Origin of the sequence: Zhongshania aquimaris, from assembly GCF_019312595.1 — a bacterium.
In the GTDB taxonomy this organism is placed as follows: domain Bacteria; phylum Pseudomonadota; class Gammaproteobacteria; order Pseudomonadales; family Spongiibacteraceae; genus Spongiibacter; species Spongiibacter aquimaris.
Window position 1 is genome coordinate 952,335 of sequence record NZ_JAHWDQ010000001.1, and the last position, 16,908, is coordinate 969,242.

Genomic DNA, 16,908 nt, shown 5'->3' on the forward strand with positions numbered 1-16,908 from the left:
TTATTCGCTATCCTGAGTGGGAAAGGCGTGCCCACGCAACTGCTGCCATAAGGCGGCTTTTAAAGCGCCATCTGTCATCATCGCTGCCGGACTGGCGCTAAACAGGACAGTCAAGCTAGCGCTGGCCAGGATATCGTGATCGAAATACGGCTGTATTTGCTCACCAAACACCACTATGCAAGGCGCATTTTGGCGTTCGGCATGCGCCATCACACTCCCTAAGAGTGCGTCTTTCGCCGCATTGGCGCCCTGCGCAAAGCTGGGGGTTTTAACGACCGGCCACTGGAATTTAGTACTAGAAAAGCGTGGTGCTGACTCGATGTGATGGTGGGTTTTCACCGCAACGGCAATATTGGCGAGCAGCCGCTTCTCGCTGGGGATCAGCGCTGATGCCGTCGTGTCCACCACGAATAACAGCCCAATATCTGTGCCGACTAGATCAACGCTAAAACGGGGATTGGCTTGCGCCGCGCCATCATTCTCTGCATTAAGCTGGTCTTTTTCTTCAACGTTAGCAGCGCGTTTTGCGCTTTTGCCGTCTAAATTAATACCCTCAAGCTCAGACGCAATGCGCGACCGGCTTTCGCCATTGCTTTGCGGGGAACTGTCTTGCAATGCCCTAGCTTGCGAACTACCGGCCGCTGACTTTTCACTGTCGCGCTGCGCACTTAGGTTTTGATATTCGCTTTCAATATCGTAGTTGTCCGCCGATGCCGCGCCGCCATCGTCATAATCCGCAGGCGGAAAACCCATGTCGCAAAGCGGTGATTCTGCCGCGCCATCCAGCACGTAGCGTGGCACATAGCTGTCCACGCCCATCGCCTGCAAATAATCTAAGCGCAGTGCTTCGTTCACTTACACGCCCCGCTGTGGATGGGCTTTTAAGACGCCCGCTTCCAGAAGATTCAAAGCGTCCAAATAGGCTTTAACAGAGGCCACAATAATATCGGTATCGGCGCCGTTACCGTTCACGATAACACCGTCTTTTTCTAGTCGTACCTGCACTTCACCCTGAGAATCTGTACCGCTGGTAATGGCGTTTACAGAGTAAAGTAAGAGCATAGCGCCGCTATTTACCAGGGATTCAACTGCCTTAAATGCGGCATCCACAGGCCCGTCGCCCTCGGCAGAGGCCTGTTGTGATTCACCATCGACAAGCAGCTGAATATCCGCTCGGGGCTTTGAGCCCGTTTTTGATAGCGCTTCCAAGCCGGCAAAGCTATACCGCAACTCGCGCTCCGCGGGCTGCACATCGCTCATCAAGGCTTGCAGATCTTCATCGAAAATTTCGTGTTTTTTGTCCGCCAATTCCTTAAAGCGGGTAAACGCCAAATTCAGGGCCGCCTGATTTTCCAGGGTAATGCCTAGCTCCTCCAAGCGGGCTTTGAAGGCAGCGCGACCGGAGTGCTTGCCCAGCACCAATTTATTGGCGTTCCAGCCGACATCTTCGGCTCGCATAATTTCGTAGGTTTCACGATATTTTAAAACCCCGTCCTGATGAATGCCGGACTCATGCGCGAAGGCATTGGCACCGACAATGGCCTTATTCGGCTGCACCGGAAAACCGGTGATCGACGACACCAGACGCGAGGTGGGCACAATTTGGGTGGCATCGACACTCACTTCAACTGGGAAAATGTCAGCGCGGGTCCGCACTGCCATCACCAGCTCTTCCAGGGAGGCATTACCGGCACGCTCGCCCAAGCCATTAATTGTACATTCCACTTGTCGCGCACCGTGCATAACCGCAGACAGTGAGTTCGCCACCGCCAAACCGAGGTCGTTGTGGCAGTGCACTGAGAAAATGGCCTTATCAGCGTTGGGTACCGAGTTCATCAACCGCGCCACCATGGCGCCGTATTCTCCGGGCTCACCATAACCAACCGTGTCTGGAAGGTTAATGGTGCGCGCACCGGCATTGATAACCTGTTCAATAATACGGCACAGAAAGTCATATTCTGAGCGGGAAGCATCCTCACAGGAAAACTCAACATCGCCAATAAGGTTACGAGCGTGCTTAACCGCCGCCACGGCGCGCTCAACCACATTGTCTGGCGCCATTCTCAGCTTGTATTCCATATGGATTGGCGAGGTGGCTATAAAGGTGTGGATACGCCCCGACTCAGCCGGGCGCAGAGCTTCCGCAGCGCGATCAATATCCTCTGCGCCGGTGCGCGCCAAGCTACATATCGTGCTGCCTTTCACCGCCTCAGCGACCGCTCGCACCGATTCAAAATCACCCACACTGGCTATCGCAAAGCCCGCTTCAATAACGTCGACACCCATTTTTTCTAGCATCTTGGCGATGCGCACTTTCTCATCGCGCGTCATCGACGCACCTGGACTTTGCTCACCGTCACGCAGTGTCGTGTCGAATATAATCAACCGATCTATAGCCATGAATAACTCCCCAAATTATCATTATTTGCTGTGACATAATGCTCACAGCACAATCAATGCTCGCAATTATAGTCGGACATGGGCCAGAGTTCTTGGCTCTTTTCACCATCCAGCGCCGTTTTTTCTCCGTACTACTGTCCAAACTCGGTAAAAATGCCAAGACCGGCAAATGAACTTAGTCCATCCTTAACGTCAAACTCCGAGAGGCGCAAAGCAAATGAAATTGCGCAAACGTCAATTTAAAGGCGTTTCCGCTGGTGATTTTGTATACAATTTACTCGCTAGCGCTGGCCTTACTAGTTGTAACAAATGTAATTAACGCGCAAGCCTAGGCTTGCTTACCAACAATAACGGAGTAATCCGCTGTATCATGCGACGCATCTTTATTTTTTGCATAGCGCTAAGTCTGCCACTGTTCACTCAGTCTGCTGCGGCCAACGAGCAATCTCCAAAGACACTGGACGAATCTAAATCCCTTAACTCAAGCACCGTCAGTGAAACCAAAAGCGCTGAGGACGGCACGACGTTTACCTCAAATGGGCGCAAAGACCCCGATTTAAACAGCAAATTTGATACAAACTCTGGTAATAAGGGCACCCCGGAAGTGGCTTTCAATTTGCTGGGGCAAGACATTTTACGGGGCAGTTTTGAACGGCTCTACTGGACAGCTGGTCAGGCCATTGCCGGGCTCGCCATGCCAACGCCAATCCTTGTCGCGGCAGGCAATCAACCCGGTCCCACTCTGTGCTTAACCGCGGCGGTACACGGCGACGAGCTAAACGGGGTAGAAGCTATACGCAGAGTGATGTTTAGTTTAGAGAGCGACAAATTGAACGGAGTTGTTATTGGCGTACCCATCGTCAATATGCACGGCTTTCGTCGCACATCACGCTATCTGCCAGATCGCCGCGACCTCAACCGCTACTTCCCCGGCGACCCCAAGGGCAGCTCGGCGGGTCGAATTGCCCACAGCTTTTTTAACGAAGTTATCACTCACTGTGACCGCCTCATTGATATTCACACGGGCTCATTTCACCGCACCAACCTCACCCAGTTACGCGGCAATTTGGGTAAAGAAAGCGTGATGCAATTTAGCAAGATGTTCCATGACGTCACAGTCTTAGACGGCGCCGGTGCGCCCGGAACACTTCGCCGTGCAGCGGTAGATGCGGGCATACCAGCGGTGACTCTTGAGGCGGGCGAACCCTTGCGCCTGCAGCTTAAAGAAGTGATACAAAGTGTGAACGGCATAAAAGCGGTGATGTACCACATGAATATGATTGCTACTAAACCGAGTCGCGCACCCAAGCAAAATGTCTTTTATAAATCGACCTGGCTGCGTGCAGATCAAAGCGGTGTGTTTCTCACCGAGGCCAAGCTGGGCCAGAATGTTAAAAAAGGCGACATACTCGGCAGCGTTACAGACCCGATTACCAACCGCAGCTCGGTCATTCGATCTAATGTCGACGGCCAAATTATCGGTCTCGCGCTAAACCAAATGGTTATGCCAGGCTTTGCCGCCTACCATGTCGGTATTGCCGCTGATGAGAAGAAAGTCGCTGCGGACAAGGTCGCGGACAGCGTCGTGGCAGAAGCACTTGAACCCGTCGCTGAAAACATGAAGGAAGTGGCGCGGGAAGCAGCGCAAACTGCAGCTAAAACCAGCAACGATCCAGCCAAAGTCAGCGCCGCCGCTCGCAAAGCTGTAAAAGATGCGGCGCGCAATGCCTCTCAGCTGGTGGATCAACCCAAGACAGATAAACCGAAAGATCCTGAACCAGAAAATAATCCGCCAGAAAGTGGCCAAGCCCCGCCGTCGGAGTCGATAAGCTCACCTCGACCCAATGACGAGCTAGAAGAGCACCCTGAATAAGGGATATAAAAAAGCCAGCGCATGCGCTGGCTTTTTTTAGCTGCGGTTCTACGCTCGGCGCTGCTGCCAGCCACGAGCTGGCGCTGCTTCAGGAGCCTTATTTTGTCGCACATCGCTAACCCGCTTGTCGTCTCCAAGCTCAAATCGACCCACCATGTGGTTCAATTCTTGCGCCTGTCCAGATAGCTCCTCTGCGGCACTGGAAGACTCTTCAGAATCTGCAGCGGTGCGTTGTACCACCTGATCCATATCCGAGATAGCCAAGTGGATTTGTTCAATACCGCTGGTTTGGGCTTCACTTGCCGTGGTGATCTCATTGACGATATTCGCGACCTTGCCGACAGCACCCATGATGTTCGTTAGCTGACCATTCACATCGCTAGACAAACGACCGCCATCTTCAGCAGATTCTGCCGATTGCGCGATTAAACTGGCGGTTTTATTTGCCGCCTCTTTGGCACGCTGCGCGAGGTTGCGCACCTCGGCCGCGACCACCGCAAAACTGCGTCCTGACTCACCTGCTCTCGCAGCTTCTACAGCGGCATTCAGCGCCAGTAAATTGGTTTGGAAGGCAATCTCATTAATATCATTAATGATGGTCTGGGTGTCTTTGGCTGAGGCTTTGATTCGCTCCATCGCACTCAACATTTGACCCATGGTGTTACTACCACACTGGGCCAAATCCTGAGTTTCCCGTGCGAGTTGCTGCGCGTGGCGAGTATTCTCGGCATTTTGCCGAGTCTGTTCCGCCACTTCATCTAAGGAACGGGTAGTTTGCTCTAGCGATGCCGCTTGCTGAGAGGCACCAACCGCAACCGAGTGACTGCTTGAGGCAATTAAGCCCGACGCCGCAGAAACCTGTTTAGACGATTCAAGAACGTGGGACATCGAATCACGCAGCTGGGAAACGGCAGTATTCACTGAATGCTTCAATTCGTCGAACTGACCGCGATAATCACCAGCAACCTGGACACTCAGTACATTTTCAGCAACGGCCTGCATAACCGAAGACACTTCATTTATCGGCGCGGTAATCGCGTCAAGCATGGCATTTATATTTTCTAGCAATCTCAGGTTGTCGCCACTAGCACCATCAAGTTTTGCGCGATTCTCTAAACGACCTTCCTGTGTCGCGCGAATTAAAGCCTCTACTTCGGCAACAGTTTCTTTACGCTCGGTAATATTGGTGGCGTATTTCACCACTTTAAATACTTTGCCAGAGAAATCTTTAATCGGCGTATAAGAGGCTTGAATCCATATGTCGCGGCCATCTTTGTGTTTTCGGCAAAACTCACCAACCTGCGCCTCACCCGCACCTAGCGCCTCCCAAAAACGACGATAGTCATCGGATTTACGATACGATGAATCGACAAACATGTTGTGATGTTTACCGACAACTGCGCCCAAGTCATAACCCAAGGTATTCAAAAAGTTATCATTCGCGGTAATTATCGTGCCGTCGGTTTCAAATTGAATTACCGCCTGCGACGAACTGATGCCTTGAATCTGTCCCTCAAAATCGGCATTTCGTAACTTTTGATCAGTGACATCACTCGCGTATTTCACGACCTTCACAACCTTGCCCTGAATATCTTTTATCGGTGTGTAAGAAGCTTGTATCCAAACATCTCGTCCGTCTTTACGAACACGACGAAACTCTCCGGTCTGCGCCTCGCCCGCTGCTAAAGCCGTCCAGAAGCGACGATATTCCTCGGATTGACGGTAACTGGGATCGACAAACATGCTATGGCTCTTGCCGACCACTTCGTCCGCTCGATACCCAAGCGTTTTCAGGAAATTATCATTGGCGGAAATAATTTTACCGTCGGTCTCGAATTGAATAACCGCTTGCGATGAACTAATGCCTTCAATTTGGCCGCGGAAATCTGCGTTCTGAATTTTTTGCGCCGTGATATCAGTGGCGTATTTAACAATTTTAAATACCTTGCCACTCATATCTTTAATGGGTGTGTAAGAGGCCTGGATCCAAACCTCGTGGCCTTGCTTATGTTTGCGCGAAAACTCGCCGGTTTGGGCTTCGCCAGCAGCGAGTGACGCCCAGAACCGTCGATAGTCATCCGATTTCCCGTAAGCCGCTTCGACAAACATACTGTGGTATTTGCCAACAACTTCATCGCGACTGTAGCCAATGGTGTTTAAAAAATTATCGTTAGCCGCAATAATCTTGCCATCAGTTTCAAATTGAATAACCGCTTGAGAGTGACTGATTCCTTCAATTTGACCTTGGAAATCGGCATTGCGAAGCTTTTGCGCGGTAATGTCTGACGCATACTTTACAACCTTAAAGACCTTACCTTCCAAATCTTTTATCGGTGTGTATGAGGCTTGCAACCAAATGGTTTTGCCATCTTTTCTTACGCGGCTAAACTCGCCCACCTTGGCCTGGCCGTTACCGAGCTCTGACCAAAAATTGCGGTATTCCGAAGACTGGCGATAGGTCGGGTCAACAAACATGCTGTGGTGTTTTCCGACAACCTCATCACGACTATAGCCAACCGCATTTAAAAAATTATCATTTGCCAGTGTAATCGTACCGCCAACATCAAATTGAATAACGGCCTGATTCAGGCCAATTCCTTCAATCTGACCTTTGTAGTCAATATTTCTAAGCTTTTGAGCGGTGATATCGCTGGCGACTTTCACAATACGATTAACATTGCCCGCTTTGTCTAATACCGGATTATAGGAAGCTTGTATCCAAAATATATCGCCGTCTTTGGTAAACCGACAAAACTCGCCAGTCTGGGCTTGGCCTTCACTCAGTGCGCCCCAAAACTCGCGATATTCCGCGCTCTTCGCGTAGCTGGGATCTACAAATATACGATGATGCGCGCCATCTAAGTCCCCAGCTGAATATCCGGTCACACTTAGAAAGTTAGCATTGGCGGTGATAATAGTGCCGTCAGGTTCAAACTCGATAATTGCCTGAGAAGCGCTGATCGCGTCGAATGTGCTTGATAAACGAGCGTATTCAGACGTCGTTGTTTTTTTCGCTGGCATGGCAACCTCGCGTTATTATTCGAATGAAATACCGCTGCCATTGCTAAATAGCAAAAGACAGTAGGACGTAAATCACAATAAGCTGCCTTTGCATTGATGGATATAAGTAATACTGCGCATGAGGTAATGCGTTAGTTTTAAGGCGATCGCGACCATTCCCGGCACCTACTCACACCACAGGGATGAAATAGCGACATTCTATTGTGGGGGCTATTGTCAGCTGTTCTGCACCACTGCGCCCCCTGTCAGGGAAGCCGCGAACCGTCGGGCTCGGCGGCGGCACTTGCGGCACCTAGTGTGAGCGCAACCAAGCGAGCAATACCCAAAATGCTAACTATAACCAGACCGCCGCCAAGTACCACAAGACTCATCCAGACCAACGGCTGCGGAGGGATACCGTCCAATTTCGCGGCTAGACCGCTCACTAGATAAAACATAAACGCGTAATTATTGAATATCATAGGCAACATTTCGCCAAAGGCGACAATCGCGTAAACCACCATACAAATAAAAATCAAGCGCGCCGTGTCAATGCCGAGGCTGCTAGCAAACAATTCAACAAACTGCAGAGTAAGTAGATAACAAGCGATACCTGTGATCCCACCCAGTATTAAATGGGGTGCTTTGGTGCGGTCCATATGTGACTCAAAGAAAAAGATCATCACCAAAAATACCGGCCATGCCGGCAAATGAAAGTGATGCAGAAACAGTTCTAACATTATGATAAGTACGATCAGGTAAGCTCCGAATACGAGCCGTTCTTTCTTTATTGATTGCAGTGACACCATCACATAGTTCTCCTAGATTATTTTTATGACTATTGATCTGATATTAAAATGACCAATAAATGCGCGTCGCCTTTCCTAAGGGCGGTTTCGCCCCAGCTCATCGTGACTACTCACCCACTCCTCTGAGACTACCGCAGCGCCCAGAGATATTTCACCGCAGAGCACTGTAGCGGCGATTATTTCTGCCAGTTTTCGTGCCTTGCCGGTGCCGTAACAATCCATAGCCTCAAGACATTCTCGCTGCGTCGGCAATCCGGTGCCGCCACCGTAGGTCGCGACAATAAGCGACGGCATCGTCACCGAATAATAGTAGTCACCCTCAGGAGTCACTTCCGAGAACACCAAGCTGGCATGGGACTCTGCGACATTAGCTTCATCTTGCCCTGTTGCAATAAACACCGCGGCAACGCCATTTGCGGGGTGAACACCATTGTGAACCGCCCCCGCCATTAGCCCGCCTAGCTGCGAGGTCTTTCGCGCTTGGTACAAGGATTCAGGCGTGGTCCTTAGCTTTTCCTGAAGTAACGCTCTGGGCAAGGTAATTTCGGCAATAACGCGCTTTCCACGACTGTGCAGTGTATTGAGTTGAGAGTGCTTTTTATCGGTATCCATGTTTCCCGACAAATAATAATTCACAATTTTCTTTGGGTAATTATTGATAATCCACTGGCAGGCAATGTACGTCGCCTTGCCGGTCATATTCTGCCCAGCGGCATCGCCAGTGCTATAGTTAAATCGCAGGTACAACATGCGGCTGGCAAAATAGTGTTCTATATTGCGCAATTTACCGGTGTTGGTGGTGGTTTCAGCAGCAGCTTTAATCGCCGTAAAATTCTCGCGCATCCATTCGTCGAAGTGTTTCGCACCACGCGCGCTCGCAAACACAAAAACCGGTGAGCGCTGCATAGCGTCGTCAACTACTGTAGTGGTAATTCCACCCGCCGCGCGCGTTAAACCCATGCCGCGATTGTAACTGGCGACAAGGGTTCCTTCGGTAGTCGCCATAGGCACGTAAAAGTCGCCCTGCGCATGTTCCCCGTTTATTAATAGTGGGCCTGCAAAGCCCATCGGCATTTGCACAACGCCAGAAAAATTCTCAATATTTCCAGGCAGAATATTTGGATCAAAAGAAAACTGGGAGGTATGATGCAAAATTGCTGGCGTGTTATTTTCAATAAAGCGGCGCCGCTCGGCGGCTGCTTCTCGAGTGTAATCATTGTCGGCTTGACGAGGTATTTTTATTGACGTCATTGCGTGATATTCCCAAATATTATTAGTAAAGACAGGAGGATAGATTTCTGCCACGCACATCACGTCGCGTGCAACAGGTGATCCAATCCGGCTCTAAGCTCTCCCTGAATTTCGACCGGCCGCTCCGTCTGCCGATCCACAAACACGTGGGTAAATGTACCGTAGGCACTGGCTTGCTGCGCACCCGCAGAAAAAATCGCAATACCGTACTGAACTGAACTACTCCCAATGCGATTTACTCGCAACGCGCCCTCAAGTTGCTGAGGAAATGCGAGCGCATGCTTATAAAAACACTCGGAGTGCACTATATATCCGATGACGGAACCGAGTTTGATATTGAGTCCGCAATGATCAATAAGATAGGTATTGGCGACCGTGTCAAAATAGGAATAGTAATTCACATTGTTAACGTGGCCATACACATCATTGTCCATCCATCGAGTACTAATCGGCAGAAACCAGCGATAGTGTTGGCGGTGCATTGAGTCCGGCGATTCGGACGCAGTAATCGGCTTTGTCATTATTTTTGCTTACCCTGCTGCATAAGTTTGGTGTTGGTATAGATCTACGTTGCGCATCTAATACGCAGCGCGATATATCGCCAATGCGTCCGCGGCGGTAACGGGTCTAGGATTGTTCACCAGCAAACGCTGTTGCTTCATTGCATCCTCCGCAAGTATAGGGAGGTCTTTTTCTGGAATATCCATTTCCGACAGACGCGACGGTAACGCCAAGGATTTGATCAAGCTCACAAAGTAGTCGATGAATTGCTGACAACGTTCTGATGTGCTCGACGGCTTTCCTAGATCTAAGCTCAACGGTGGAATAACAAACTCGGCGAGCTCCGCATACAGCTCCTCTGCAGCGGGCGCATTGAAGGCCAGCACCTGCGGTAAAATCAAGGAATTACTCAAGCCGTGGGGAATATGGTAATGGCCACCAAGGGGGTATGCCAGAGCGTGCACCGCGGCAACGGGGGCATTAGCAAATGCCTGCCCCGCCAGACAGGCGCCCAACATCATGCCCTGCCTAGCTTCCAGGTTACTGCCATCTCGAGTCGCATTTAATATATGGGTCGACATCAATCTTAGCGCCTCACCGGCGAGCAAATCCGAATAAGGATTCTTCTGCCGCACACTTGTGTAGGCTTCCACAGCGTGAACCATGGCATCGACACCGGTCATAGCAGTGATAGCGGGCGGCAATCCCAGCGTTAACTCAGCGTCTAGAATAGCAACATCCGGATAGAGAAATTTTGATACCACACCCATTTTGCTGGTCGCGCCAGTCGTTACAATTGCAACTGCCGTTACCTCTGAACCGGTACCCGCGGTGGTGGGTATAAGCACTAAAGGTAGTCGCGGTCCGCGCGCTTGCTCGACACCGTAAATAGCTTGCAGGGATTCACCGGACTTGGCCAATAGCGCAACTAGCTTGGCAGTGTCTAGCGAGCTTCCACCGCCGAGGCCTATCACACCGTCGACGCGCTCAGATGCTGCCAAGGCAAGCGCCTCTTTCACCACGACTTCAGGTGGGTCGGCCACCACCTTAGCGAAGGTGGCGAAAGTCATTTTTTCAGCTCTAAGACAATCACACAAAACATCTAATACGCCAGCTTTCTCAATTCCCGGATCAGTGACAATAAGCGGATTATAAATTCCCTGCTCGCGACAAATCTCAGCAATGCGTTTTGCCGCACCGACTTCAACGATGATTGACTTACTGGTAGTAAAAGTGAAATTGCGCATGGCTCTCCAGCTTGCTGCGCACGGCTGCTCTCAGCAGGTGATAGAGCAGCGCGCGCAATTAATTTTATATAGGAGAGATTCTAGAAAATTACACGCTACACGCAATTGCCATTTCCGCCGATGTGAGTTACCAAAAGCGTCGACGTGTAAACGCGGGGAAAATTAAGCAAGGGCGCAATACCATTCATGGAGGAACGGCACGGCAACAAGATATATGCAAAAATAATCAAGGTAGCCTGCGGACTTAATCGCCAACAGAATGAGAGGTGCGATATTGACCAGGCGTTAATCCCGTCCATTTTTTGAAAGCGCGGAAAAATACACTGACCTCGTCGAAGCCCAAACGCTCGGCGATTTCACGATTACTTATGTCAGGGCAACCCAGGTAGTGGAATGCGGCCTCCATCCGACACTCGTCTTTAAGACGCTGGAACGACGTATCCTCCACCTGCAGATGCCGTCGCAGGGTGGTGAGTGACATATTCAGACGCTCGGCCACACGATCTGCACACAACATATTGTGGCCAACATTCTGATTCAACATCGCTTTGATACGCGACTTGGTGGTGTGCTCTTCACCAATGTTCACAATCAGGCTGAACTGGGCTATTCGCACAAACTCTTCGGCAGTTTCAGCTGTTTGAATAATCGAATAGTCGAGTAGCGCACGCGGAAACTCAAACCCGTTGAAGTCGTGATCAAACACTGTTTCTTTACTAGAAAACTGTGCCATTTCCCAATCGTCCTTGGGTTTTGGAAAGGCAAAATAGGTCTTTAATACCGTCACTTCGCTGCCAATAAGCCAACTCCAGTGTCGCTGCCAAGCGGCCATCGTGGTGCGGATCGTCGCCGGATTCGAGTTGGTGATGATTTCTTTGTATTCATCTGGGTCGACATGATCCAAGGCTTCCATGCGCACGCGCGCGACATCGTCGATCTCGTCTAAGCCGACGGTGATTTTGAAACCGCGGCAAATATGGCCGAACTCTCTAGCTCGCCGCAATGCCTGGCGCAGGGTTTTGCATTGCACCATCAACAGCGATAACAAGCGAAAAGAGCCTTTATGAATTTTGCCACCGGTCAACATACCAAACCATTCGTCCTGCATGGCTCCGCGCGCACATTGGTAAAGCTTGCCGAAACGCACCGCAGAAAAATAACGATGTTGCTCAAGCTCGGCGCGGTCGATCTGCGCCTCTTTTAATAGTTGCTCCGTGTCGTAACCTCGCTCCTGCACACGGTTTAACAGTGTCTGGATATAGCTGGTCGGTATTTTTATTTCTTCATTCAACATCATTTTTCTCAACCTGCATGGGAGTGGATTGAGCCGCGTCGTCACACAGGAAACAATATACGTCATAGCGGCCGAGCTTTGCTAGCCAATCGAATGAGCCCTGTTGTTTTGCAAGCGCAATGTGTCGCGCTGCAAAAATTAGCTCGCCCCACCCAGTATGAGCTCGCTCAACGGCCACTTCACTGACAATTCACTAGCGATAGGCGTTTTTGGTAACTGACTTCGGCGGGAATTGTTATTTTTTTTATACAGGCCCTTCGCTAGTCTCTCCATTAACTGGATCAGGACGAGCTTTTACCAGAACCGTCGGCCCGGCAGCTTAGAACAATAATTAACATTTCCAGAGCATGACAGTCACATTTTATGTTCTGAGAATAATAAGGAGTACAAAATGAAATCTACCGAATTACCATGCAGCTTACCGTTAACTCGACACCGTTTTTCGTCACGACATCCACTTCGCTTTAAACACCTAGCATTGGCCGCGGGGATTGCCGCTAGCTTGGGCAACACCACCGCAGTGGCACAAACCCAAATGCGAGGAAGCGCCGCCACACTAATGGAGGAAGTGATTGTGACCGCCCGCAAACGAGAAGAGAACTCGCAGGATGTGCCGATTCTCGTTTCCGCATACAACTCAGATCAACTCGACGCACTTAAAGTCCGCAATATGGAAAGCCTATCTGTCGGCCTACCCAACGTGTCCCTAGACGATGCTGGAACGGCAAAGGGCTACGCTAACTTCTCGATACGCGGCCTCGGCATAAATAGTTCGATATTGTCAATTGACCCAACCGTCGGCATTTTTGTCGACGGCGTTTACATGGGCGTTTCCAGCGGCATGGTGTTTGACGTATTCGATCTAGAGAGTGTCGAAGTATTGCGCGGCCCGCAGGGAACCCTGTTCGGCCGCAATGTGACCGGTGGCGCCATTTTAATGAACACCAAAAAGCCAGGAGATGAGCTTGCCGGCAGCATCAAAGCAGCCGTTGATGGCGGCGGACCTGGTGGCCTCAACAAGTACCTAATGGGCACAATAGGTGGCCCTGTCACCGACACCGTTGGCGCCAAATTTACCATGTACTTAAACGACGATGACGGCTGGTTCGAAAACCAATTAGACGGCGAAGACTTTGGTGCGGCGGAGCAGGAAATGATACGCGGCGTTGTCACTTGGCAAGCCGCCGACAGCACGGATGTTATCTTTCGTTGGGAGCATGCCAAAAATGATAGCGATGGCCCTGCCGGTCAAAACCACCGCAATGGCGATGGTGTTGAAGCAGCGACAAATGCCATCCCCGGCGTCACCTCTAGTTGGGACCGCGACAGCCACGATTTCTCGATTGATGAACGCGGCTTTTACAATACTAAAACCGATTTCATGACCTTGGAAATTAATCACGATGTCGCCTTTGGCGACGGCACTATCACCAATATCACCGGCTGGCGTACATACGAAGCACAAAGCCTCGGTGATATAGACTCACAACCGTTCTGGATTTTTCACTCAAGTAGCTGGACCGAACAAGACCAAGTCAGTAATGAGCTGCGCTACACCGGGCGTTTTGCCGAAAAAGCCAACCTAACCACAGGAATATTCTATTTCAATAGTGACCTCGACTATCACGAGCGCCGTTTATTTGGACCGAATGTATTTACTGCTTCCCCAATCTCCTTCGACGGCGGCGGCATTTACGGAGTCGAAACCTGGGCGATATTCAGCTCTTTAGATTACGATGTCACAGAATCGCTAATTCTTAACTTGGGTCTGCGTTATAGCTACGAAGAAAAAGAAGCTAGGATTGCCACGCTGCCCGCCAACTCGCCATTATTTGGCGACCCGACCTGCAATATTGTTGCGCCATCGCCAAGCGATGCAGCATCTTGTCAGTTTGATTTTGAGGACAGTGAAGACTGGAGTAACTGGTCTCCTAAAATTGGCATGACCTATCTGCTGTCAGACGACGCGAGGCTCTTTGCACATTGGACTCGAAGCTTCCGCTCCGGTGGTTACAATCTTCGCAATACCGCTCTACCCACTGACACAATACCTGCGCCCTACGATAGCGAAGATCCAGCTGACATTCCCGGTCCCTTTGATGAAGAAACCGTGGACAACTTTGAGCTTGGCTTTAAATCTGAATTCGGTCGCAGCCGTTTAAATGCGGCGGTATTTTATAACCAGATCAAAGATATGCAACGCGAGCTTAACTTCCCTGGTGCGCTGGGTACCAACCAGCTGATCCGAAATACAGCCGACGCACAGATTTTCGGGATCGAAATTGACGGCGCCATCGCGGTGACAGACAGCCTCCTTCTCACGGCGTCGATCGGCTGGCTAGATGCCGAGTATCAAGATGTAAAAGCCGATCTTAATGGCGACGGCAATATCGACAGTCAGGACGAAGATCTCGACTTGCCCCGTGCGCCAGAGTTGACCTACAGCGTGGGAGTAAATCACGACCTCAGCCTCGGCTCTGTTGGTTATATCGCGTCTCGTATTAGCTACGCATTTCGCGATGAATCAGCCTATACCGACAATAATAAAGGCTTTATCACCGAGCAAAAAATGCTCAATGCTGGCGTAGATTTCCACACCAATGATGAATCGTGGGTGGTCGGCATCTACGGTAATAATTTACTGGATGACGTGAAGCACGGCGGTGATACGCAGCTACCAGCCAGCATCGGTGGCACGTTTGCACCGCTCGCCAAAGGTCGAGTACTTGGGCTTGAGGTCACCTACAAATTTTAAACAGCTGCGCTAAGTAAGTTTAGATCTCCCAGGAAGGCCATTCGCGGCGTCTCTCTTTTTACCTGACAACATATTCTATTGTTAGGTACAAAAGAGAAACACCGCGCTTTTTACCTCGCAAAAATCTTATCAAAAATGCACTTCTCAACGCGACCCACAACCGATGGTAGCTAGCAATGAACGACACCAATACTGTAGTTAACCTACTCGAACACGCCTTTACCACCTACCCCGATAAGCCGGCATTTACATGCCTAGGAAAAACGCTAACGTATAAAGAGCTGGATTCCCTAAGTAGCCAATTCGCTATATTTCTGCAAACCCAAACAGATTTAAAACCCGGCGACAGACTCGCTATTCAGTTACCCAATTTATTACAGTACCCGGTTGCCGCTTTCGGTGCTATGCGCGCGGGTATTGTGATCGTCAACACCAACCCGCTATACACTCCGCGAGAAATGCAACACCAGTTTTCTGATTCCGGCGCCAAAGCGCTAGTGACACTGGCATCGCAAAAAGCAGTCTTAGAGACGGTCGCCAAAAACACCCAAATTCAGACAGTCATCCTTACCGACGTAGGCGATTTGCACAGTGCCATCGCAGCTGGCGCAAACAGCCAGTCGATGCCCAAATCGGGTTTGCTCAGTGAGGTGGGGTTTCGCGATGCTCTGGCAGCTGGCGCAAATGCGGACTTTACTGCTGTAGCACTCGAGCCTCACTCACTCGCGCTTCTTCAATACACCGGAGGCACGACGGGTGTTGCCAAGGGCGCCATGCTCGCCCACCAAAACCTTGTCGCCAATGCGCGCCAATGTATCGCGCAATCCACCGCCTATTTCAATGAAGGGGCAGAAACCTATGTGGCGGCATTGCCGCTTTATCATATCTATGCTTTTACAGTACAAATGCTCACCCTCATATTCCGTGGTGGCCACAACATACTAATACCTGATCCGCGGAATACCGACGCATTGGTCGAGGCGGTAAAACCTTATGCCTTTACCGGCTTTCCGGGCATTAGCACCCTCTTTGCCAGCCTTTGTAACAATCCGTCCTTTCAACAACTGAACTTTAGCGCCTTAAAAAGCACCTCTGCCGGCGGCATGGCACTCAGCGAAAAAGTAGCCACCCAATGGAAGGCATTGACTGGCATTGAAATCGCTGAGGGTTACGGCATGACAGAATCGTCACCGGTTATTTCATCCAATCCACCAGGGCGTATCCAGTCGGGGACCATCGGCATACCGGTACCCGGTACCGAGGTTCGCATTATTGATCGCGAAGGTAACACGCTGCCAGACGGGAAAGCCGGAGAGCTGTGTGTACGCGGCCCGCAGGTCATGCAAGGTTACTGGCAGCGTCCCGAAGCCACCGCAGAAGTAGTATCGGATGACGGCTGGCTGCGCACCGGCGATATTGCCATTCGTCAGCAAGATGGTTATCTCAAATTGGTCGACCGCTTAAAAGACATCATTCTGGTGTCTGGATTTAATGTGTATCCCAATGAGATTGAAGAGGTAGCGAGCAGTTACCCAGATATTTTAGAGTGCGCCGCCATCAGTGTTCCCGATTCGCAATCTGGCGAGGCCATTAAACTTTTTGTGGTGCCCACGAGTAATCGTTTCGACGCCGATCGCTTACGCGATTACCTACGCACCCAGCTCACGCCTTATAAAGTGCCTAAACATATAGCACTTATCGATGAACTACCTAAAAGCAATGTTGGCAAAATACTGCGTCGCGAGTTGCGCGACTAAAACCCAACGGGGTATGCGCAG

General features: G+C 50.6%; 11 protein-coding genes. 3 read left to right on the forward strand and 8 right to left on the reverse strand.

Features of this window, described 5'->3' with window-relative positions:
• Together KXJ70_RS04350 and KXJ70_RS04355 are read right to left on the reverse strand one after the other, a co-directional pair.
• Complete coding sequence (locus KXJ70_RS04350) at positions 1-855, reverse strand: hypothetical protein (protein WP_219042220.1); 855 nt, start codon at positions 853-855, stop codon at positions 1-3.
• Complete coding sequence (locus KXJ70_RS04355; RefSeq protein WP_219042221.1) at positions 856-2,400, reverse strand: 2-isopropylmalate synthase; 1,545 nt, start codon at positions 2,398-2,400, stop codon at positions 856-858.
• A gap of 370 nt (positions 2,401-2,770) precedes the next feature.
• Between KXJ70_RS04355 and KXJ70_RS04360 the strand changes: the two genes are divergently transcribed.
• Positions 2,771-4,273, forward strand: coding sequence for a succinylglutamate desuccinylase/aspartoacylase family protein (locus KXJ70_RS04360; protein ID WP_219042222.1), 1,503 nt, complete (start codon positions 2,771-2,773; stop codon positions 4,271-4,273).
• A gap of 48 nt (positions 4,274-4,321) precedes the next feature.
• Here the strand turns inward: KXJ70_RS04360 and KXJ70_RS04365 are convergent, their stop codons facing one another.
• From KXJ70_RS04365 to KXJ70_RS04390, 6 genes are all read right to left on the reverse strand, one after another.
• Positions 4,322-7,294, reverse strand: coding sequence for a methyl-accepting chemotaxis protein (locus KXJ70_RS04365; protein ID WP_219042223.1), 2,973 nt, complete (start codon positions 7,292-7,294; stop codon positions 4,322-4,324).
• 245 nt (positions 7,295-7,539) lie between these two features.
• The gene (locus KXJ70_RS04370; RefSeq protein ID WP_219042224.1) at positions 7,540-8,013 is read right to left on the reverse strand and encodes a hypothetical protein; all 474 of its coding nucleotides are present in this window, start codon (positions 8,011-8,013) and stop codon (positions 7,540-7,542) included.
• A 144-nt stretch (positions 8,014-8,157) separates the two neighbouring features.
• Complete coding sequence (locus KXJ70_RS04375) at positions 8,158-9,333, reverse strand: hydroxymethylglutaryl-CoA reductase (protein WP_219042225.1); 1,176 nt, start codon at positions 9,331-9,333, stop codon at positions 8,158-8,160.
• A gap of 59 nt (positions 9,334-9,392) precedes the next feature.
• The gene (locus KXJ70_RS04380; protein ID WP_255558186.1) at positions 9,393-9,854 is read right to left on the reverse strand and encodes an acyl-CoA thioesterase; all 462 of its coding nucleotides are present in this window, start codon (positions 9,852-9,854) and stop codon (positions 9,393-9,395) included.
• Positions 9,855-9,911: 57 nt separating this feature from the next.
• On the reverse strand, positions 9,912-11,081 hold the full coding sequence (locus KXJ70_RS04385; protein ID WP_219042226.1) for an iron-containing alcohol dehydrogenase: 1,170 nt from the start codon (positions 11,079-11,081) through the stop codon (positions 9,912-9,914).
• 244 nt (positions 11,082-11,325) lie between these two features.
• Positions 11,326-12,378, reverse strand: a complete 1,053-nt coding sequence (locus KXJ70_RS04390; RefSeq protein WP_219042227.1) for an AraC family transcriptional regulator — start codon at positions 12,376-12,378, stop codon at positions 11,326-11,328.
• A gap of 388 nt (positions 12,379-12,766) precedes the next feature.
• Between KXJ70_RS04390 and KXJ70_RS04395 the strand changes: the two genes are divergently transcribed.
• Positions 12,767-15,130 (forward strand): TonB-dependent receptor, encoded by a 2,364-nt coding sequence (locus tag KXJ70_RS04395; protein ID WP_219042228.1) that lies wholly within the window; start codon positions 12,767-12,769, stop codon positions 15,128-15,130.
• 176 nt (positions 15,131-15,306) lie between these two features.
• The gene (locus KXJ70_RS04400; protein WP_219042229.1) at positions 15,307-16,887 is read left to right on the forward strand and encodes an AMP-binding protein; all 1,581 of its coding nucleotides are present in this window, start codon (positions 15,307-15,309) and stop codon (positions 16,885-16,887) included.
• Positions 16,888-16,908 lie beyond the last annotated feature (21 nt).